The sequence below is a fragment of the Pseudomonas sp. genome (assembly GCF_050739995.1).
GTDB lineage: Bacteria > Pseudomonadota > Gammaproteobacteria > Pseudomonadales > Pseudomonadaceae > Aquipseudomonas.
The window spans coordinates 1-18,725 of the sequence record NZ_JBOICG010000370.1; the positions used below are offsets into that span (position 1 = coordinate 1).

Annotated in this window: 15 protein-coding genes and 1 pseudogene; 6 read left to right on the plus strand and 10 right to left on the minus strand. The window is 60.4% G+C overall.

Going from position 1 to position 18,725, the window contains the following annotated elements:
* A pseudogene (locus tag ACRESD_RS12315) lies at positions 1 to 453 on the plus strand (succinylglutamate desuccinylase); the annotation flags it as partial.
* Between the two features lie 295 nt (positions 454 to 748).
* On the opposite strand, the gene ACRESD_RS12320 reads toward ACRESD_RS12315, so the two are convergent.
* Complete coding sequence (locus tag ACRESD_RS12320) at positions 749 to 1,189, minus strand: Lrp/AsnC family transcriptional regulator (RefSeq protein ID WP_231807618.1); 441 nt, start codon at positions 1,187 to 1,189, stop codon at positions 749 to 751.
* Positions 1,190 to 1,298: 109 nt separating this feature from the next.
* On the opposite strand from ACRESD_RS12320, the gene ACRESD_RS12325 reads away from it, so the two are divergent.
* Positions 1,299 to 2,201, plus strand: coding sequence for a DMT family transporter (locus ACRESD_RS12325; RefSeq protein WP_431751143.1), 903 nt, complete (start codon positions 1,299 to 1,301; stop codon positions 2,199 to 2,201).
* Here ACRESD_RS12325 and ACRESD_RS12330 read toward each other — a convergent pair.
* The 6 genes from ACRESD_RS12330 to ACRESD_RS12355 form a co-directional block, all read right to left on the minus strand.
* The gene (locus ACRESD_RS12330; protein WP_431751144.1) at positions 2,179 to 4,158 is read right to left on the minus strand and encodes a peptidase U32 family protein; all 1,980 of its coding nucleotides are present in this window, start codon (positions 4,156 to 4,158) and stop codon (positions 2,179 to 2,181) included. The two genes, ACRESD_RS12325 and ACRESD_RS12330, sit on opposite strands and share 23 nt — an antisense overlap.
* Before the next feature lie 205 nt (positions 4,159 to 4,363).
* Complete coding sequence (locus ACRESD_RS12335; protein ID WP_185706190.1) at positions 4,364 to 4,744, minus strand: RidA family protein; 381 nt, start codon at positions 4,742 to 4,744, stop codon at positions 4,364 to 4,366.
* 78 nt (positions 4,745 to 4,822) lie between these two features.
* Entirely contained in the window at positions 4,823 to 6,145 is a 1,323-nt protein-coding gene (locus ACRESD_RS12340) for an OprD family porin (RefSeq protein ID WP_431751145.1), read from the minus strand.
* Between the two features lie 384 nt (positions 6,146 to 6,529).
* Complete coding sequence (locus ACRESD_RS12345; protein WP_431751146.1) at positions 6,530 to 7,399, minus strand: isocitrate lyase/PEP mutase family protein; 870 nt, start codon at positions 7,397 to 7,399, stop codon at positions 6,530 to 6,532.
* Positions 7,400 to 7,554: 155 nt separating this feature from the next.
* The gene (locus tag ACRESD_RS12350) at positions 7,555 to 8,223 is read right to left on the minus strand and encodes a DUF3313 domain-containing protein (RefSeq protein WP_431751147.1); all 669 of its coding nucleotides are present in this window, start codon (positions 8,221 to 8,223) and stop codon (positions 7,555 to 7,557) included.
* The gene (locus tag ACRESD_RS12355; RefSeq protein ID WP_431751148.1) at positions 8,223 to 8,540 is read right to left on the minus strand and encodes a hypothetical protein; all 318 of its coding nucleotides are present in this window, start codon (positions 8,538 to 8,540) and stop codon (positions 8,223 to 8,225) included. The genes ACRESD_RS12350 and ACRESD_RS12355 overlap by 1 nt, the downstream gene beginning before the upstream one ends.
* Positions 8,541 to 8,669: 129 nt before the next feature.
* On the opposite strand from ACRESD_RS12355, the gene ACRESD_RS12360 reads away from it, so the two are divergent.
* Positions 8,670 to 9,413 (plus strand): response regulator, encoded by a 744-nt coding sequence (locus ACRESD_RS12360; protein WP_431751149.1) that lies wholly within the window; start codon positions 8,670 to 8,672, stop codon positions 9,411 to 9,413.
* Entirely contained in the window at positions 9,410 to 10,744 is a 1,335-nt protein-coding gene (locus ACRESD_RS12365) for an ATP-binding protein (RefSeq protein WP_431751150.1), read from the plus strand. Before ACRESD_RS12360 ends, ACRESD_RS12365 begins: the two co-directional genes overlap by 4 nt.
* Here the strand turns inward: ACRESD_RS12365 and ACRESD_RS12370 are convergent.
* The 3 genes from ACRESD_RS12370 to ACRESD_RS12380 are packed head-to-tail and all read right to left on the minus strand — an operon-like array spanning position 10,727 to position 16,602.
* Positions 10,727 to 13,792: an efflux RND transporter permease subunit gene (locus ACRESD_RS12370; protein ID WP_431751151.1), complete on the minus strand. Its 3,066-nt coding sequence runs from the start codon at positions 13,790 to 13,792 to the stop codon at positions 10,727 to 10,729. The genes ACRESD_RS12365 and ACRESD_RS12370 overlap by 18 nt on opposite strands.
* Positions 13,793 to 13,801: 9 nt before the next feature.
* A complete protein-coding gene (locus ACRESD_RS12375; protein WP_431751152.1) occupies positions 13,802 to 14,989 on the minus strand; it encodes an efflux RND transporter periplasmic adaptor subunit in 1,188 nt (395 codons plus the stop codon).
* 29 nt (positions 14,990 to 15,018) lie between these two features.
* Positions 15,019 to 16,602 (minus strand): efflux transporter outer membrane subunit, encoded by a 1,584-nt coding sequence (locus ACRESD_RS12380; protein ID WP_431751153.1) that lies wholly within the window; start codon positions 16,600 to 16,602, stop codon positions 15,019 to 15,021.
* A 285-nt stretch (positions 16,603 to 16,887) separates the two neighbouring features.
* Here ACRESD_RS12380 and ACRESD_RS12385 point away from each other — a divergent pair, with 285 nt between their 5' ends.
* Both ACRESD_RS12385 and ACRESD_RS12390 read left to right on the plus strand, forming a co-directional pair.
* Positions 16,888 to 17,844, plus strand: a complete 957-nt coding sequence (locus tag ACRESD_RS12385; RefSeq protein WP_431751154.1) for an ABC transporter substrate-binding protein — start codon at positions 16,888 to 16,890, stop codon at positions 17,842 to 17,844.
* Positions 17,845 to 17,858: 14 nt separating this feature from the next.
* On the plus strand, positions 17,859 to 18,725 hold an 867-nt coding region (locus ACRESD_RS12390; protein ID WP_431751155.1), incomplete at its 3' end, for an NtaA/DmoA family FMN-dependent monooxygenase.

The window sequence follows — 18,725 nt, forward strand, 5'->3', positions numbered from 1 at the left end:
GAAGAGACCATCATCAACCACAGCACACCACGGCTGGCGGCGACCATTGAGTTGCGTGGCCAGGCGGACGTCAGCAATGCCTTGGCCCAGCAAGACGCCGATGGGCTGTGGGCATGGCTCTGCGTCAATGGTGTGATCGACGAGGTGGCGGCTATCGGCGAATGGCAAGGCGACGTGGTGGACATGGGCTGCATGGAAACCATCCTTGCGCCGCGTGCCGGTGTGCTGGTGTTTGAGCGAGGTCTGGGTGACTACGTCGAGGAAGGCCAGCGTTTTGCACGGATCATCGCGCGCCCAGGCGACCCCGACTCCGAGATAGTCCTGCACGCCGCACAAACCGGGCGCATGGTCACCCGTCACCGCGAACGACTGGTGGCCCAGGGCGCGGTGGCGGCCAAGTTCACTGGCAGTCGTTTATCCGACAGCTACAGCGGCGGGGTGCTGGACCCGTAGCGGCACACTCAGTAATCAGGCTGACTCGGTAAAATGTAGGAGCGGGCTTGCCCGCGATATCGGTGTACCAGTCGATGCATGTATTGACTGAGAGACCGCCATCGCAGGCAAGCCAGCTCCCACCTTTGATCTCTATCGTTGGTGAACATGCGCCAGACGCGATGGCCCTGTCGGCAGTAATTTCCCAAGCGCCCCCAGTCTCCTGTGGGAGCTGTCGAGCTTTAGCGAGGCTGCGAATGCGGCGGCACGGGCGACCTATTCATCGGTCGTATCGCCGCTTTCGCAGGCAAGCCAGCTAATCCGCCAGTGGCGGCAAACGCCGTTTCACCGGGGTTTTCTTGACGATAGCGGTGTTGGTTTCGGCATAGGCATTGATCCGATCCAGCAGGCTGTCCAAGTGATCCATCGTGCGCACATGCAGGCGCGCAATGAAGCAATCCTCGCCAGTCACCTTGTCGCACTCGGTGAATTCAGGGATCGCCTGGATCTGCCGTTCCACCTCCTGCAATTTGCCGGGCAGCGGGCGGATGCGCACGATGGCTTGCAGCAGGTAGCCAAAGTGCTTGGGATCGATGTCGACGGTGTAGTGGGTCAACACACCGCGTTCTTCCAGGCGGCGCAGACGTTCGCCGACGCTGGGCGATGACAGCCCGGTGATGCCTGCCAGCGCCTTGAGGGACAGCCGTGAGTCGTCCATCAGGGCGGCAATCAGTTGCTGGTCAATGGTGTCAATCATGGTGTTTGCCTAATAAGAAAAGGTTACTTGGGTGTTTGGCCTTTTTTAGTCACTGGAGCCGCTGCCAAGCAGATTGCCATAATTGAGCCTCACTTGAGGAGCCTCTATCGTGGACACATCTATCCGTCGCGGTTCGTGGGAAATGATCGCCGCCATGCTGATCTCGGGCACCATCGGCTGGTTTGTGCTGGTGTCAGGGGTGTCGGTGATCGAAGTGGTGTTCTGGCGCTGTGTGATCGGCGGGCTGACACTGTTGTTGGTGTGCGCGTTGTTGGGCTACTTGCGCCTGGACTTGCTCACCTGGACCAAGCTGGGGTTGGCGATGCTGAGCGGTGTCGCCATCGTCGGCAACTGGCTGTTGCTGTTCGAGTCCTACTCCCGTGCATCTATCGCCATCAGTACGGCGGTATACAACGTGCAACCGTTCATGTTGGTGGTGCTGGCGGCGCTGTTCTTGGGTGAAAAGATCACCGTGCAAAAACTGGCATGGCTGAGCGTGGCGTTCCTGGGGATGCTGGCGATTGTCACCGCTCATGGCGATCAACAAACCGGCGAGGATTACTTGTCAGGCATCGCATTGGCGCTGGGCGCTGCGTTCCTGTACGCGATTGCGGCGCTGATCATCAAGCGTTTGAAAGAAGTGCCGCCGCATCTGATGGCATTGATTCAAGTAACCACCGGCGCGCTGTTACTGGCGCCGTTGGTGCCCTGGAATAGCCTGCCCGTCACGCCCAACGCCTGGGCGGCGCTGGTGACACTCGGGGTGGTGCACACCGGTTTGATGTATGTATTGCTGTACGGCGCCATCCAGAAACTGCCGACGGCCCTGACCGGCGCGCTGTCGTTTATCTACCCGATAGCGGCGATTTTCGTCGATTGGATTGCCTTTGGGCATCGCCTGGGCTGGCTGCAGTGGCTGGGGGTGGCGGCGATTCTATTGGCGGCTGCGGGGTTGCAGCGGGGCTGGTGGTGGCCCCGCATGTCCAAGGTCAGTGCGTGCCCTGAAAGATGATGTTTTCCGGATCGAAGTGAGCCACGCCGCTGCCCGGCTGCGACAGACCGAGGATATGCCCCTTGATCTTGCCTACCACGTGCATTTCGCAGGGCTTGCAGTCGAACTTCAAGGTCAGCACTTCATCACCATGGATCAACTGCATCGGCGCCACCTTGGTTTTCACCCCCGTCACACCCTTGGCCTGTTTAGGGCACAGGTTGAACGAGAAACGCAGGCAGTGCTTGGTGATCATCACCGGTACTTCGCCGGTTTCTTCGTGGGCTTCGAAGGCGGCGTCGATCAGCTTCACACCATGACGGTGATAGAAGTCGCGGGCTTTCTGGTTGTAGACGTTGGCCAGGAACGACAGGTGCGCTTCCGGGTACACCGGCGGCGGTGAAGTTTCCGCCTTGCGCCCGCCACGGGGGTGAGCCGCTACACGGGCCGCGGTCAGCGCTTCGATCACTTCGCGGCGCAAGGCCTTGAGCTGCGAATTGGGGATGAAGAACGCTTGCGGTGCGTCCAGTTGGAGGGCGGTGGCGTGGTATTCGGTGGTGCCCAGTTGGCCGAGCAGATCACGCAGGGTGTCCAGCGCCTGTTCCGGCTTGTTGGCCACGCCGAACGGGCCGGGCAGGGTGACGCTGGCGCTGATGCCTTCTTCGCTGGTGGCGGTGACTTCCAACTGCTCTTCACGCAAACGAGCAGCCCAGGTCAGGCCGATACGGCGTTCGGACGAGGTCTTGAGCAGCGCTTGTTGCCAGTTATGGTCCAGGTTGCGGTTCAGCGGGTGGTTCGGCCGCAACTGGTGCAGGCCAGCCGGCATTTCATTCGGCTCGACGCGATAGCGGTAGCGCTTCTTGCCGTCTTCTTCGAACTCGCCCTTGGGCTCGGCAATGTTGGCGCGGAAACCCACGACTTCACGTTTGATCAGCACATTGAGGCCGTCGCCATTGGACAGCGGCTCGTGGGTGACCACCTGCAAGTCACGTTTGCCGGCTTTTTCCACCATACCTACCGGCAAGCCGGTGAAGGTCGGCGTGTCGAAGGCGCCGATGTCGATCTTGCGGTCGGTGACAAAATAGTCGGTGCTGCCACGGTGGAAGGTCTTTTCCGGATCGGGCAGGAAAAAGTGCGCGGTACGGCCGCTGGACGCACGGGCCAGGTCAGGACGGTCCTCAAGCACTTCATCGAGGCGCTGGCGGTAATAGGCGGTGATGTTCTTCACATAACCCATGTCCTTGTAGCGACCTTCGATCTTGAATGAACGCACGCCCGCTTCGACCAGCGCGCGAATGTTGGCGCTCTGGTTGTTGTCTTTCATCGACAGCAGGTGCTTTTCAAAGGCCACGACGCGGCCCTGGTCGTCTTTCAAGGTGTACGGCAGGCGGCAAGCCTGGGAGCAGTCGCCACGGTTGGCGCTGCGCCCATTCTGCGCGTGGGAGATGTTGCACTGCCCGGAGAACGCCACACACAGTGCGCCGTGAATGAAAAACTCGATGGCGGCATCGGTTTCGTCGGCGATGGCGCGGATCTCTTGCAGGTTCAGCTCACGGGCCAATACCAACTGGGAGAAACCTGCCTGGTCGAGAAACTTGGCACGACCCAGGGTGCGAATGTCGGTCTGGGTGCTGGCGTGCAGCTCGATGGGCGGAATATCCAGCTCCATCACACCTAGGTCTTGCACGATCAAGGCGTCGACACCGGCGTCATACAACTGATGGATCAGCTTGCGCGCAGGCTCCAGCTCGTTGTCATGCAGGATGGTATTGATGGTAGTGAACACACGGGCGTGGTAACGGCGTGCGAACTCCACCAGGGACGCGATATCGCTCACGTCGTTACAGGCGTTGTGGCGTGCGCCGAAGCTCGGGCCGCCGATGTACACGGCGTCGGCGCCATGCAGGATAGCCTCGCGCGCGATGGCGACATCGCGGGCAGGGCTGAGCAATTCCAGGTGATGCTTGGGCAAGGACATAGTTTTTTTAGTCAGGCTTGTCACGGTTGAGGCGGGCATTGTAGCTGTGAAACGCTGGGGGGGCACCTACCACAGGGCTGGCTGGCTTGGTGCAGGAGCCAATGAGTTCCAGTGTAGGAGCGAGCTTGCCCGCGATAGCGGTGGGTCAGTTGGCACATTGATCGACTGATGCACCGCCATCGCGGGCAAGCCCGCTCCCACAGGTTCAGGCTTTTGCGGCCATTGCGGTGACTTCGACACGCATGCCTTCTACGGCCAGGGAAGCAACGCCTACGGCTGCTCGCACAGGCCATGGCTTGGCGAAAAAGCGCTTATAGACTTCGTTGAATGCAGCACGATCAGCCATATCGGTGAGGTAGATGGTCAGGTGCATCACCCGGTCCATGGAGCTGCCGGCCTTTTCCAGGGCGACTTTCAGCGCTTGCAGGGTGCATTCGCTTTGCAGGGTGACATCGCCCAGTTCCAGGCTGCCGTCGGCCCGGGTCGGAATCTGGGTGGAGACCAGGATGCCGTTGAAACCGATGACATCGGAAGAGATGGAGTCGGCGTCGGGATCGGGAGTGTAGGACAGATCGTGGTTGGCCATGGGCACCTCTTGTTGACTGAACAGAAGGTGCCATGGTCCCCGAAAAAAACGCCCGGGGCAAACCGGGAGCAGGGCTGATTACAACAGGGTGAACGGGTAGTCGACGATCACCCGCAGCTCGTTCAGCTTGCCATCACGCTGGTCGGCGTTCGATGAAACCATGGCGTCTCGTACGCGAAACGACAGGTTTTTCGCCGGGCCGCTCTGCAGTACGTATTTGGCTTCCACATCGGTCTCGTGATGGTCACCGTTGGCACCGTAGTCGCCCACGTAGGCACTGTTGGCTGGAGTGTGGGTACCATCGATGCCCGAACCATTGACGTAGCGGGTCATGAAGCTCAGGCCCGGTACGCCGAAGGTTGCCATATTCAGGTCATAACGAACGCCCCAGGACTGCTCGCCCGGACCGTTGAAGTCGCCCCACTGGATCGAGTTGGCCAGGAACACCGAATCACCGCCTTCACCTGCGCCATTGTTGCCGGTGCCGATGTAGTCAAAGGGCGTGTCGCCATGCACTTTCTGAAACGACAGCGTCAGGGTGTGGGCCGCCAGGAACGAGTAGGCCGCTGCCACCGAGTACGTGGTGTTGTTGATCGCCCCGGCCTTGGCACTGCCCGTGTCGAGGGTGCGGTACAGGTTGCCGTCCAATGCCAGCGACTGGTCCTGGCTCAACGGAATCACGTAGTTGAGATTGGTGTAGTACTGGCGCCAGATATCTTCCAGTTCACCTGCGTACAGGGTGGCGCTCAGCGAAGGCGTGAAGGTGTATTTACCACCGATGAAACTCGCACTGTTGGCTGCCACGTTAGCGTAGGTGGCGTAGATGTCGTGGTCATGGTTGCTGGTCATGCCGCTGTTGGTGCTGGTGAAGTGCCCGGCCTCCAGGTCCAGTCCGGCGATCTCGCTGCTGGTCAGGTCAAAGCCGGTGGCGGTCTGCGGCAAGATGCGCGTACCACCAGTGGCGAAGACGGGAGCGGTGGGCTGCATGTCACCGAATTTCAACTGGGTTTTGGAGACCTTGATCTTCACCGCTGCGCCCACTGAGCCGTAGCCATTTTCCGGATCGCCATGGCGGTCGGTCGGCAACTCGCCGGTGCCGGCGTCCGCGTGAGTGGCGTCAAGCTTCATCGCGCCATAGGCGTAGGCATCCACGCCAAACCCGATGGTGCCCTGGGTGAACCCCGAGGCGTAGTTGAGCATTGCGCCTTGGGTCCAGTCGCGGTTATCCGCCTTGCCACTTTGGCGGTCGCGGTCGAAGTAATAGTTGCGCAGCAGCCCCGTGATGCTGCTGCCTTCGATAAATCCCTTGGAATCGGTCTGGTCGGTCACGGACTCGGCAAGGGCGATTTGGCTGACACTGGCGCACACAGCCAGTGTTAACAGGCTCCACTGTTTGATCATGTTCTTGTTTCCCAGGAATAATTATCGCGCGCACAGAAACACCGCATTTTTAAATGGCGCATAGGGTTTTATGGCAGATGTTTGCAGATGAGCGTGATGCTGTTTTTATTGTGCTCGGCGTGTTTGCCGAGCCTGATTATTAACAGATTTTCCGCGGGGCGCAGCTCTGGCCTTGATTAAACTCAATTAATTAAACTTCACCTTGTTTAATCGGCCGCAGGTGTAGCGTGGACAGGGTCTTAGCCGCTCTGCTTCGACAAAAACCTTTGGTTTGCCGCCGCAGGCTCTGCGGCGGATTTTTTAGGCTTAGTTAAATAATTTTATATAAACATTTATAAACAGTGTTCTTTCTTGATTGACGGGCATTAGTGCCGTCGGCGTCAGTCACTCTTTGACGTCCATGAACTCTTCAGCCCAAGCCATGTAGCTCTTAGGCAACGTGTAGGTATGGGTCAACTCCGTAGCGCTGAGGTTCGAGGTGTTGTGGGTCAGCTGGCGTTGTGCGCGCAGGCTGTCGTAGGTGGCCTTGATCGACGCAAAGTAGGCGCCATGGCCGGCCACCACGATACGTACGCCGAGTTTGGCCAGGCGTTCGCTGTCATTGAGCTTGGGGTTGGCGTAGGTCACCAGCATCAATGGCACCGTGAGGTTTGCCGCGATTTGCTCAAGGTGGTCGAAGTCTTTGACGCCGACCATGCAGATACCATCGGCACCGGCTTTTTCATACGCCTTGGTGCGGGCGATGACATCTTCAGTAGGCAGCACGCCGGCATTGGTACGTGCAATGATCGACAGCTCGGGGTCAACACGGGCCTCAAGTGCTGCCTTCACTTTGCCGATGCCTTCCTCGACGGAAATCAGGTCGGTGGATTTGCGCCCGAACTGCGCTGGCAATAACGTGTCTTCAATCGTCAGCGCCGCCACACCGGCACGTTCAAGCTCTTCTACGGTGCGCATGACGTTCAGGGCGTTGCCGTAACCGTGGTCGGCGTCGGCGATGAAGGGCAACTGGGCCACGCGCCCGATGCGGGTGGCCTGTTCAACGAACTCACTCAGGGTGATCAGCGCAAAATCGGGGGCCGCAAGTACCTGCAACGAAGCGACCGAGCCACCCAGGATACCGACCTCAAACCCTAGGTCGGCCGCGATACGCGCGGACATGGGGTCGAAAACCGAGGCGGTTTCAACGCACATTTTCTTGGCAAGCAATTCACGGAAGTTGCGGCGCAACGCTGAGTGAGAGATTTTCGGCATGTTCTTTCCTGGCTCTGTCGTCGTCGTGACGATCAATGTCTATTCATGGTTGCGCGAGATTACCATGCAGACGAGCCGGGGATTATGACGTTTGAACATGAGGCAGGCGCCGAACGCATGGATCATCGATTCACGGTTGGGCGCTGGACAAGTCGTTACTGATTGATTGTGCCGTATGATTTGGCCAGATCTCCCGCCCAGCCGTCGAGCACGCTCTTAACGTTATCGGCCGTCATGACTTGCTTGTCATTGTCCAGCGGCACACCTGTGCCCTTGCGTACCACGGCGGCAACTACGTCGCCAGTCGAACCGTCCTCAAAGGAGACTTCCGTGGCGATCTGGCTGTCCTGGTCGCGCCACCCGGCGGCCGTACTGACGCCTGCCGCAACCAATGTGACCGGCAGCCACTCATAAAACTGCAACCCCTGAGTACTGGCGGCAATCCGGGTGATGGCTGGCCGCACGATCAGTGTGTCAGGCCCTGGTATGGAGACCAAGTGCACCACCCGACCCAGTTCGGCCTTGAGCGCCGAGTCGTAGTACCCGGTCACGAGGGAGAGGGTGCTTTGTGGAATACGCCCGGTGGGTTCGACAGTGGGGTAAAACTGGCTGGGCGCCAGGTAGACCTGTTTGTACCGGCCTCGTTTCAAGGCTGGGCTGACCCAGCTCAGTACCGTTTGCCCCTCGGGTGTCTGATGTTCTTTCAATACGCTGTAATCGTGCAGAAACCCGGTGTACATCTCGGGTTCGACCTTTGTGCTGCTGCACGCCGCCAGGCTCAGGGTGGCCGCGAGCATCAGCGGCAGCGAGTACTTGATTCTCATCAATGGGATTCCTTAGCGGTTCTTTCCGGTGTGTTTTCCGAGCACACAATCTGCAACTGGCCGTGGGTCATGATCCAGTGGATGAGTTCAGTGGTCGGGATCGAATGGGCATACTCCACCCAGCGGGACGTGTCCGGGCTGTAATGTTCGAAGTAGCGTCGTAGCACGATGCGGCTTTGATCATGGGCCAGCCCCAGGCACAACTCCTGGAACAGGATCGGACTATCCTGCTCAGGGACCGACGTGCGTTGGCTCAGGACCAGTGGCTGTTCGCTGTGTTGCGGTGGTGCGGTATACCGACTGCTCAAGACCTTCATGAAAGCCCCCTTGGATGGAAGGCATGCAGGATGCCTGCGGGCCGTTGCCCGAAGATGTCCGGCTTATGTCTGGGGCGAAGGAATGTTGCTCGATTGAAATAAATGACCTGAGCGCCGGAATGGTTTTAGATGTGCTCCTTTTTTGACCTGAAGGGTCCTGCCACCGTGAGCCGACTACTGATCGTCGATGACGATATGGAAATCCTGTCATTGCTGAAGAAGTTCTTCGTCCAGCACGCCTATGAGGTGGACGTGGCGCCGGATGGCGAGGCCATGTGGGCGGCGATCGCACGTAATCGTCCAGACACGCTGATCCTCGACCTCATGTTGCCCGGTGAGGGCGGTCTCAGCCTGTGCCAGAAAGTACGTGCGCAGATGGGCATTCCCATCATCATGCTGACGGCCATGGGCGAATTGAGTGACCGTATTGTTGGCCTTGAACTGGGGGCTGACGACTACCTGACCAAGCCTTTTGCACCTCGGGAACTGCTGGCACGCTTGCGTGCCGTGCAGCGGCGGACGGGGGAGCCGATCACTGCCAGTGATCGCACACGGCCAGTGCTTGCGTTCGCCGGTTGGCACCTGGATATCACCTGCCGGGAGCTACGTTCGCCCGAAAACGTGATGATTCCGCTATCCGGTGGCGAGTTCGACTTGTTGGTGGTGTTTCTCGAGCATCCGCAGCGCATCCTCACCCGCGAGCAACTGATCGACTTGACCCATGGCCACGGCCACGACGCCTTCGACCGTAGCATCGACGTGCAGGTGAGCCGGCTGCGCCGCAAGATCGAACCCGACAGCAAGCGCCCCGACCTGATTCGTACTGTGCGCAATGGAGGCTATATGTTCAGCACCCAGGTCACCCGCTCGTGATCCTGCGCCTGTTGCGCCGCGACACCCTGAGTCGCCGGATAGCCCTGACCATCGTCGCTGCAATGCTCGCCTCACTGGCCCTGAATGCCCTGTTCGTGCAAGTGGCGGGGATCTGGGCGCGCCCACCTATCGAGCGCACCGGCCTGTTGGAACAGATCGCCATCACCTCGAAAGTGGTCCAGGCGGCGCCGGTCTCATTGCGCCCGCAACTGGCTGAAGCGGCCGGCAGTTCGATGTTGCACGTGGCGTGGAGTACGCACCTGGCGGATTTCGGTCTGCCAGCCTCAGGCATGCGCTTCAAATCGGGCAGGGTGCCGGCCTTGCAGCAACAGCTGGGTGATGAGCACGAGGTCCAGGTGCTCAACCCCGATGACTGGCCAAGCGGAAGTCCCCAGGGCCGTTATGTTGCGTTAGTGCAATTGCTGGATGGCAGCTGGCTGTCGTTCACGCCCTCCGAACGCAGTTGGGGCTTGGATATCAATATGCGGATCGCGGTGATTATCGGGCTGGGGCTGATCGCCACCTTGCTGGTCGCCTGGGTTGCCACACGACAGTTGGCCAATCCATTGCAGCGTTTCGCCCATGCCGCCAGGCGCTTCGGTGGGGACCTGCGTGCACCGCCCATCGACGTTGAAGGCCCCCAGGAAATCCGCCAGGCGATCATCGCCTTCAACACCATGCAGGCGCAGATCCAGCATTTCATCGGTGAACGCACCCACATGCTCGCAGCCATTTCCCATGATTTGCGCGCGCCTCTGACGCGGATGCGGCTGCGCAGTGAGTTCATGGAAGATCTGGACCATCAGCGCAAGCTGATTCGCGATGTTGAAGAGATGCAATCGATGATCAACGCGGCGCTGGCATTCTTTCGCGAAGACACCCTCCCGGAGCAAACCACGGCCTTCGACCTGTCGGAGTTGCTGCAAACCATCATCGACGATTACCGCGACCAGCACATTGCCGTCGACTTCACCGGCCCGGCGCATCTGGTGTACCACGGCCGGCCGCTGGGTATAAAACGGGTGATCGTCAACCTGTTGGAGAACGCCACAAAGTATGCCCAGCACCCAGCCATTACGCTGAGTGCTGACTCTCATGTGATCTGCATCGAGGTCAGCGATGAGGGGCCGGGAATTCCAGAAGCAGACTTGCAACGCGTCTTCGATCCTTTCTATCGCCTTGAGGCATCGCGCAACCGTCACACCGGCGGGGTTGGGCTCGGGCTTTCAGCCGCGCGGGCGATTGTTCGCGAGCAGGGGGGGGAGCTGACCCTGAGCAATCGCCATGGCTCAGGGCTATTGGCGCGGGTTGAGCTACCCCGCACCCGTTAGGGCAGACTCACCTGATTGCTGGGCCTCGTGGTGATGCGTGGCCCCGATGAACATGTACATCGCCGGCACCATGAACAACGTCAGCAGCGTGCCGATCGACAAACCGGCGAAGATCACCAGCCCCATGTCATGGCGCCCCGCAGCCCCGGCGCCGGAGGCCCACACCAGCGGCACCACGCCCAACACCATTGCCGCCGTGGTCATCAGGATAGGGCGCAAGCGCACCGCGGCGGCTTCTTCGATCGCCTCGCGCTTGCTGTGACCGGCGCGCTGCAATTCGTTAGCAAACTGCACGATCAGAATCCCGTGCTTGGTGATCAACCCCAGCAGCGTCACCAGGCCCACCTGGGTGTATACGTTGATCGACGCGTAGCCCATGGTGATGAACGCCAAAGCGCCGAAGAGGGCGGGCGGCACCGAGAACAGGATCACCACAGGGTCACGGAAGCTCTCGAACTGAAAGGCCAGGGCCAGGTAGACGATCAGGATCGAGAACATCAGCAGGCCGACGAAACCACCCGATTCCTGCATGAACTGCCGCGATTCCCCGGCAAAGTCCGAGGTGTAACCCGAAGGTGCCACGTTATTCAGGATGGTGTTCAGCTTGGCGAGCAGTTCGCCCTGGGCCACGCCGCTGACGCCTCCCAGCGTCGCGGAGTTGAGTTGCTGGAAGTGGTTGATCGATTCCGGCTGGGTCGAGGTCTCGATATGCGCCACTGTTCGCGCGGGGATCATGCTGCCTGCGGGCGTGCGGATGTAGTAATCGAGAATCTGCTCGGGGTTGAGGCGGTTGACTTGCAGCACCTGGGGAATGACTTTGTACGAGCGCCCGGCGGTGGAGAAGTAGTTCACGTAGTTGCCACCCAAGGCGGCTGACAGTGCGGCGCCGACGTCGGCCTGGGTCATGCCCAAGGCGGCAATTTTTTCCCGGTCCACCACCAGTCGGGCCTGTGGTTTGTCCAGTTTCAAATCCATGTCGGCGAACCAGAACAGCTGCTGTTTCTGGGCCTCGGCCATGACCGCTTGAGCGACTTCATTGAGGTTCTCCACCGAGTCGGTGGTGGTGATCACAAACTGCACCGGCAAACCCTGGGCGCCCGGCAGGGAGGGTAGCGGGAAGGCAGCGATGGTGGCGCCCGGCACCTGATTCCATTTTTGCTGGAGGTCCAGAATCAGTTGGGCCTGGGAGCGCGTGCGATCACCCCAGGATTTGAGCAGTACGCCGCCCAGGCCCTGGTTGAGGGCGGGCAGGCCGGTCAGTTGGAACATCTGCGCGTATTCCGGTTCTTTGTTGGCGATCTGGAAGGCTTGGTCGGCAATACGCTCCATCTGTTGCGGCGATGCCGTCGGCGGGCCTTTGATCTGCATGAATACCAACCCCTGGTCTTCGGTGGGCGACAGCTCGCTCTTGGCGGTCATGCCACTGGCCGCGACCAACAGGAACAGGATGAAACCAAAGGTCACCAGCACCGGCCAGACGTTCAGCCCGCCGGACAGCACGCGGTGGTAACGCTTGCGCAGCCAGTCAAAGTACTGGTCGAGCCGCTTGGCGAATCGACCTTCTTCCTGGCCGGGCTTGAACAGCTTGGAGGTCATCATCGGCGACAGCGTCAATGCCACCACCGCCGACACGGTCACTGCGCCCGCCAACGAGAAGCAGAACTCCTTGAACAACGCGCCCGTGAGGCCACTGCGCAACCCGATGGGCACATAGGCGGCCACCAGCACCACGGTCATCGCGATGATCGGCCCACCCAGCTCTCGCGCCGCCACCAATGCGGCGTCCAGTACGCCTTTGCCTTCCTCCTTGATGTGGCGGTCGACGTTCTCCACCACGATGATCGCGTCATCCACCACCAACCCAATTGCCAGCACCAGGGCGAGCAGGGTCAACAGGTTGATGGAATAACCCAGCAGGTACATGACGAAGAACGTCCCCACCAGCGACAACGGGATCGCCACCAGCGGCACAATCACCGCGCGGAACGAGCCAAGGAACAGGTAAATCACCACCGACACAATGATCATGGCCTCGACGAGCGTCTTCACCACCTCGTAGATCGAGGTGTTGATGAACTCGGTCGAGTCATACACGATTTCACCGCGTACGCCCGTCGGCAGTTGCGACTGCAGTTCGGGGAAGGCTTCGCGCACGCTATTGGCGACAGTCAGGATGTTCGCGCTGGGTGCCGCCTTGATGCCGATAAACACCGAGCGCTTGCCGGAAAACGCCACGCTGCTGTCGTAGCTTTCGGCGCCGAGGGTGACGGTGGCCACATCCTCCAGGTACACCAGCGCATCGCCTTTCTGCTTGATGACCAGCCGTTTGAACTCATCCACCGTGTGCAAGTCGGTGCCAGCGGTCAGGTCGACCGTCACCGTTTGGCCGCGGGTCGAACCCACGGCAGACAGGTAGTTGTTGTTGGCCAGGGCCGTGGACACGTCCTGCGCCGTGACGTTATGGGCCGCCAGCTTGTCCGGGTCGAGCCAGGCCCGCAGGGCGAATTGGCGACCGCCGAGAATTTCTGCGGTCTGCACGCCCTGGATCGAATCGAGCTTGGGTTTGACCACTCGCACCAGGTAGTCGGTGATGTTGTTGGTGGGCAGCGTGTCACTGTAGAAACCCAGGTACATGGCATCCGTGGTTTGCCCGACGGCCACCGTCAACACCGGCTCCTGGGCTTGGGCCGGCAGTTGGTTCTTCACCGAGTTGACCTGGGTATTGATCTCGGTGAGCGCCTTGCTCGCGTCATAGTTCAGCCGCAGCGTGGCGGTAATGGTCGAGACCCCGGTAATGCTCGATGAGGACAGATAGTCGATGCCCTGAGCTTGGGCAATCGCCGCTTCCAGGGGCTGGGTGATAAAGCCTGCGACCGTGGACGCATCCGCACCGTAGTAAGCCGTGGTGATGGTGACCACGGTGTTCTCCGTGCGTGGCCATTGATTCACCGGCAATTCGAAAATCGAGCGCAGCCCCAGGATCAGGATGAACAGCGAAATGACCACGGCCCAGACCGGTCGGTGGATAAAGGTATCGGTAAGCTTCATGGGACACCTTTAATGTTCTTGGGGAGTCGGGGCGGGGTCGTTCAGCGGCGCGGCGCTGTTATCGACCTTCACTGGCGAGCCATTCTTGAGCTTCATCTGGCCGCTGGTGATCAACAAGTCGCCTTCCTTGACACCGGACAGGATCGCCACCTGGTCGCCACGGGTCGGCCCGGTCTTGATAAAGGTTTGTTGTGCGGTGAGCAGCTCTTCACCCTTGTCGTTCTTGCTCGAAGTGGCGATGAAGACCGTGGTGCCGTAAGGGTTGTAGGTCACCGAAGTCTGCGGCACGGTGAGGTAGCGCTGGGTGGCGCCCGAGTTGACCACCGCGCGGGCAAACATGCCGGGCACCAGGCTTTGCTTGGGGTTTTCTACGGTTGCTTCGACGGTGACGTTGCGCGTGGTGGCGTCGAATTGAGTGTCGATGGTGCTGATCCGGCCCTTGAACGCCTGGTTGGACAGGCCGTCGGCGGTTACCACGACTCCTTGGCCGATGGCGATGGCTTCCAGCTGGGTCTGTGGCACGGTGAAGTCGATGTAGATGGGATCGAAGGTCTGCAGCGTAGCGATTTTGTCGCCCGGGTTGAGGAATTGGCCGGGGTTGACGCTGGTGATCCCGATGCGTCCGGCAAACGGCGCACGAATGGTCTTTTTCGCTACCAGCGCGCGCTGCTGTTCTGCGGCGGCCAGCTTAGCCTTCAGGTCGGCAGTGTCGGTGTCCACTTGGGCTTGGGACACCGCGTTGACCGCCAGTTGGGCCTTGTCACGCTTGAGCACGATGCCCGCCAGGTCGGCGGTGGCTTCAAGGGAGTGCAGTTGGGCGATGTCGGAGTCGGCATTCAGCTGCACCAGCAATGCCTGGGCCGCCACCTCTTGCCCGGGGGTGAAACCGAGGGTACGCACGATGCCGCCGACTTCAGTGGTCACATCCACGCCACGTACGGCCTTCATCGAGCCCACGGCGGACACGCTGGGTTGCCACTCGGCATACGGCACAGGCATGGCGGTGACCACGGCGGCGGGCAAGGGCATCTTCGATTGGGCGATCAGCGCGGAAATCTGCACGAACTTCACCCCGGCGATGATCGCGACAATCACCAACACCACCACGATCATGATCAGCATCGGCCGCCACAGTCGACGCTTGCGCGGTGCGCTGGGCTCGGAGGGCAGGGGAGAGGCAGTCTGGACGTCGGCCATGGAGGGTCTCACTGTTTCAATGATTCGGTTCAGTCCAACCGCGCCGCATTGGCGGGCGTGGCTTTCTGGTTGTCAGCCGGCATGATTTCCTGCCACGACGGCAGGCCGAAGCGATCCGGATGGCCCTTGGAGGCGGGGGCCACATCGGTACGGTTCCACCAGCCACCACCCAGTGCCTGGAAGAGGGCGGTGGTATCGCTGTAGCGGGCGGCCTGTGCCTTGACCCGTGCCAGCACGGTGTTCTGGTAGGTTTGCTGGGCCGTGAGCAGGTTGATGTAAGCCACCGCGCCCAGGCGGAATTGGGCTTGCACCAGGTCCAGGTTGGCTTGCGCTGAGCGCTCAGCGGCAACCTGCTGGTTCAGCGTCTCGGCGTCGGCTTCCAGTGCGCGCAGGGCATTGGCGACGTCCTGGAACGCGGTCAACACGGTGCCGCGATAACGCGCCGCGGATTCGTCATAGGCCGCCACGGCTGCGCGCTTGCGGTGCTCAAGGGCGCCGGCATCGAAAATCGGCTGGGCGATCGAGCCGGCCAAGCTCCAGACACCGGAGCCGGCCGAAAACAGTTTGGTCCCGCTCGCCACCGTCGAGCCCACGGAACCGGTAATGCTGAACTGCGGTAACTGATTGGCGACCGCTACACCAATGTTGGCGCTGGCCTGATGCAACTGAGCTTGGGCAGAACGCACATCCGGCCGCTGACCGACGATGGCCGAGGGCAGGCTGACGGGCAATTCTTGTGGCAAATGCAGGGAGGCCAGTTGAAAACGTTCGTCCCGATCCTGGTTGGGAAAACGGCCGAGGTAGGCCATCAGTTGATTGCGAGTCTGCGCCAGTTGCTTTTGCAGCGGCGGCAGGGTGGCGCGGGTCTGTGCCAACGCGGTCTGCTGGGTGAGTACGTCGGCATTGCCGATAGCGCCCAGTTGCCGTTGAGCCTGCAGCACGTCGAGCTGATCGCTTTGCAGTCGGATGATGGTCTCGGTGGCGGCCACTTGATCGCGCAAAGACGCCAGGCTGACGGCGGTGTTGACCACATTGGAGGTCAGCGTGAGGTAGGTCGCCTCCAACTGGAAGCGCTCGTACTCGGCCTGGGCGGTGGTGGATTCGATTTGCCGGCGAGTGCCACCGAACACGTCTGGGGCATAGGAGACACTCAGCGACGCCGAGCTGACCGTGAGAATCGGTGACGAGGGTGCGCCCGTCGTGACGCCAGACACTTTCTCACGGTTTTTTTGCACATTGGCGCTGACCGAGGGAAACAACGACGCCTGGTCGGCGTAAACCAGCTCGTTGGCCTGGCGCAAAGCCGCCTGTGCAGCGCTCACGTCCGGATTGGCGTGCAGGGCTTCTTCGACCAGTGCATTCAATGTTGGCGAGCGAAACAGCGTCCACCATTGCCCCGGAATATCCATCCCCGCAATCAGGCGTTGCGCCGCACCACCGGTGTCGATGTCGGCCTGAGCGGTGGTGGTGAGCTTTTCTTTTGAGTAGTCGGCATTCGCGGGCACGTCAGGGCGGGCGAAATCCGGTCCGACCGTGCAGCCGGCGAGGGCCAGGCACAGGAGGCTGAACGGAGCCAGAAAGTGTGATACACGCGGCCGCGGCTGCTCTTTCATATTGACTCTATTAATCAGTGGGTTAACTGTTTTTTTTGTTGAGCAATAAGTGCAGGTACATCTGGCGAACCCACTGGAACGGCCTTGAGGATCGCTGGATTCAGATCAGTGTAGGTGGTGCGGGGCGCTCCGCAATGTCAGCGCATTTATGCTGGACGTTCCATCGAGCCTATAAATGCAATTAACGCATTATTATAGAATTAGGTTATGCATTATTAGTATTTTACTCATAATGCCCCGTCGCTCATCTTGTCCACCCCTACGAACAGGCATCTGGAGAAGAATGTGCGTTATCTGACAAAACTGACGGCCGGGATGGCCGCCGCCTTGCTGTGTCTGACTGCGCATGCACAAACGTTGGTGGTAGGCGACCAGAGCTATAACGCCCAGGCGGTGATGGAGGCGGCGGGTGTGCTGGATGACCTGCCTTACACGCTGGAGTGGAAGCAGTTCACGGCGGGTTCGCCGGTTGCCGAAGCGCTCAATGCCAACAGCCTGGACATCGGTCTTCTCGGCGATGCACCGGTGTTATTTCTGGGCGCGTTAGGCGCGCCGATCAAGGTGATCGCCATCAGCCGGCAAAATCTAGACGGCGTGGCCATTCTGGTCAGGAAGGATTCGTCGATCCACAGCCTGGCGGACCTGGCGGGCAAGCGGGCAGCCATTTGGAAAGGCTCCTGGAGCCAGCAACTGCTGCTGACCGCGCTGGATAAAGCCGGGGTTTCGCGAGATTCACTGGAGTTGCGCTATCTCAGCGCGCTGGATGCATCCCATGCATTGGAAGGTGGCTCGGTAGACGTCATCGCCACATGGGAACCCTATGTCACGCAACAAGAGCGCCAAGGGGCACGGGTACTTGCCACGGCAGAAGGCTTGATCCCGGCCCAGAGTTTCATTGCTGCGAATGCCAAGGCCGTCGATGCCAAGCGTGTGCCCATCAATGATTTTCTCCAACGCCTGAAGAAAGCCCGTGACTGGACCCGCCAGAGCCCAGCCAACGCCGACGCTTATGCGGATGCCTGGGCCAAACGCACCCGCGCCGACGCCGATATCGCCCGCGCCTGGTTCGCCCGGGCGCGCACCACCGTGGAGCCCGTCACCGCGCAATCGCCAGTGGAGGCGCAAAAGACCGTGGACTTCTTCGCCAGCCAAGGCCTGGTCAAGTCTTACTCGGCCGCGACCTTGTTCGACGACTCATTCGCCGCGTCCTTGCAACCCGTCGTCGCCAAGACCCAGCCATAAGGAATCCGTCAGAGATGACCAAAAGACAGCTCAAACTGGGCGCCCTGACCATGGGCTGCGGTGGGCCGGGACGCCACAACCTGTGGCTTGATCCACAGTTGCCAGCGGATGCCAGCGTCAACGTCGACTGGTACATCGACATCGCTCGCCAGGCCGAGGCGGCCCTGTTCGACTTGATGTTTATCGTCGACAGCCAGTTCATCACTCCCGGGTCGCCCTCCCATTACCTCAACCGCCTGGAACCGCTGACGCTGCTGTCGGCACTGGCCGTGAGCACGCGCCATATAGGCCTGGTCGGTACCCTGACCACTTCATACAACTCGCCCTATAACGTCGCCAGGCGACTGGCGTCACTGGACCTGATCAGCAAAGGCCGCGCCGGCTGGAACGTGGTCACCAGCGGAGATGCCGGTACCGCTGGCAACTACAGTCGTGACGAACATTATGACTACGACACCCGCTACAGCCGCGCGGCTGAGCACGTGCAAGTGGTACAGGGGCTGTGGAACTCCTACGAGGACGATGCATTTGTGCGCAATCGCGCCACTGGCCAGTTCTTCGACCCGAACAAGCTGCACAGCCTGAATCACAAGGGCGAGCATTTCTCGGTGGTCGGTCCGTTGAACATCCAACGCTCCCCGCAAGGCCAGCCGGTGATCTTCCAGGCCGGCGACTCAGAACAAGGCCGCGACCTGGGTGCCGCTACGGCAGATGTCATTTTTACCCATGCTGCCAGCATCGAGCAGGGCCAAGCGTTTTACCAGGATATAAAGGGCAGGGCGGTGCAACACGGCCGCGATCCTGAGCAGTTACTGGTGATGCCAGGCGCGGAAATCTATGTAGGCGATACCGATGAACATGCCCGTGAAATTGAGCAGCAC

What these genes read in the sequence shown, in the direction of transcription:
- ACRESD_RS12320 (WP_231807618.1), bottom strand. Translation starts at nt 1,189, where the DNA reads ATGATTGACACCATTGACCAGCAACTGATTGCCGCCCTGATGGACGAC.
- ACRESD_RS12330 (WP_431751144.1), bottom strand. Translation starts at nt 4,158, where the DNA reads ATGTCCTTGCCCAAGCATCACCTGGAATTGCTCAGCCCTGCCCGCGAT.
- ACRESD_RS12335 (WP_185706190.1), bottom strand. Translation starts at nt 4,744, where the DNA reads ATGGCCAACCACGATCTGTCCTACACTCCCGATCCCGACGCCGACTCC.
- ACRESD_RS12340 (WP_431751145.1), bottom strand. Translation starts at nt 6,145, where the DNA reads ATGATCAAACAGTGGAGCCTGTTAACACTGGCTGTGTGCGCCAGTGTC.
- ACRESD_RS12345 (WP_431751146.1), bottom strand. Translation starts at nt 7,399, where the DNA reads ATGCCGAAAATCTCTCACTCAGCGTTGCGCCGCAACTTCCGTGAATTG.
- ACRESD_RS12350 (WP_431751147.1), bottom strand. Translation starts at nt 8,223, where the DNA reads ATGAGAATCAAGTACTCGCTGCCGCTGATGCTCGCGGCCACCCTGAGC.
- ACRESD_RS12355 (WP_431751148.1), bottom strand. Translation starts at nt 8,540, where the DNA reads ATGAAGGTCTTGAGCAGTCGGTATACCGCACCACCGCAACACAGCGAA.
- ACRESD_RS12360 (WP_431751149.1), top strand. Translation starts at nt 8,670, where the DNA reads ATGTGCTCCTTTTTTGACCTGAAGGGTCCTGCCACCGTGAGCCGACTA.
- ACRESD_RS12370 (WP_431751151.1), bottom strand. Translation starts at nt 13,792, where the DNA reads ATGAAGCTTACCGATACCTTTATCCACCGACCGGTCTGGGCCGTGGTC.
- ACRESD_RS12375 (WP_431751152.1), bottom strand. Translation starts at nt 14,989, where the DNA reads ATGGCCGACGTCCAGACTGCCTCTCCCCTGCCCTCCGAGCCCAGCGCA.
- ACRESD_RS12380 (WP_431751153.1), bottom strand. Translation starts at nt 16,602, where the DNA reads ATGAAAGAGCAGCCGCGGCCGCGTGTATCACACTTTCTGGCTCCGTTC.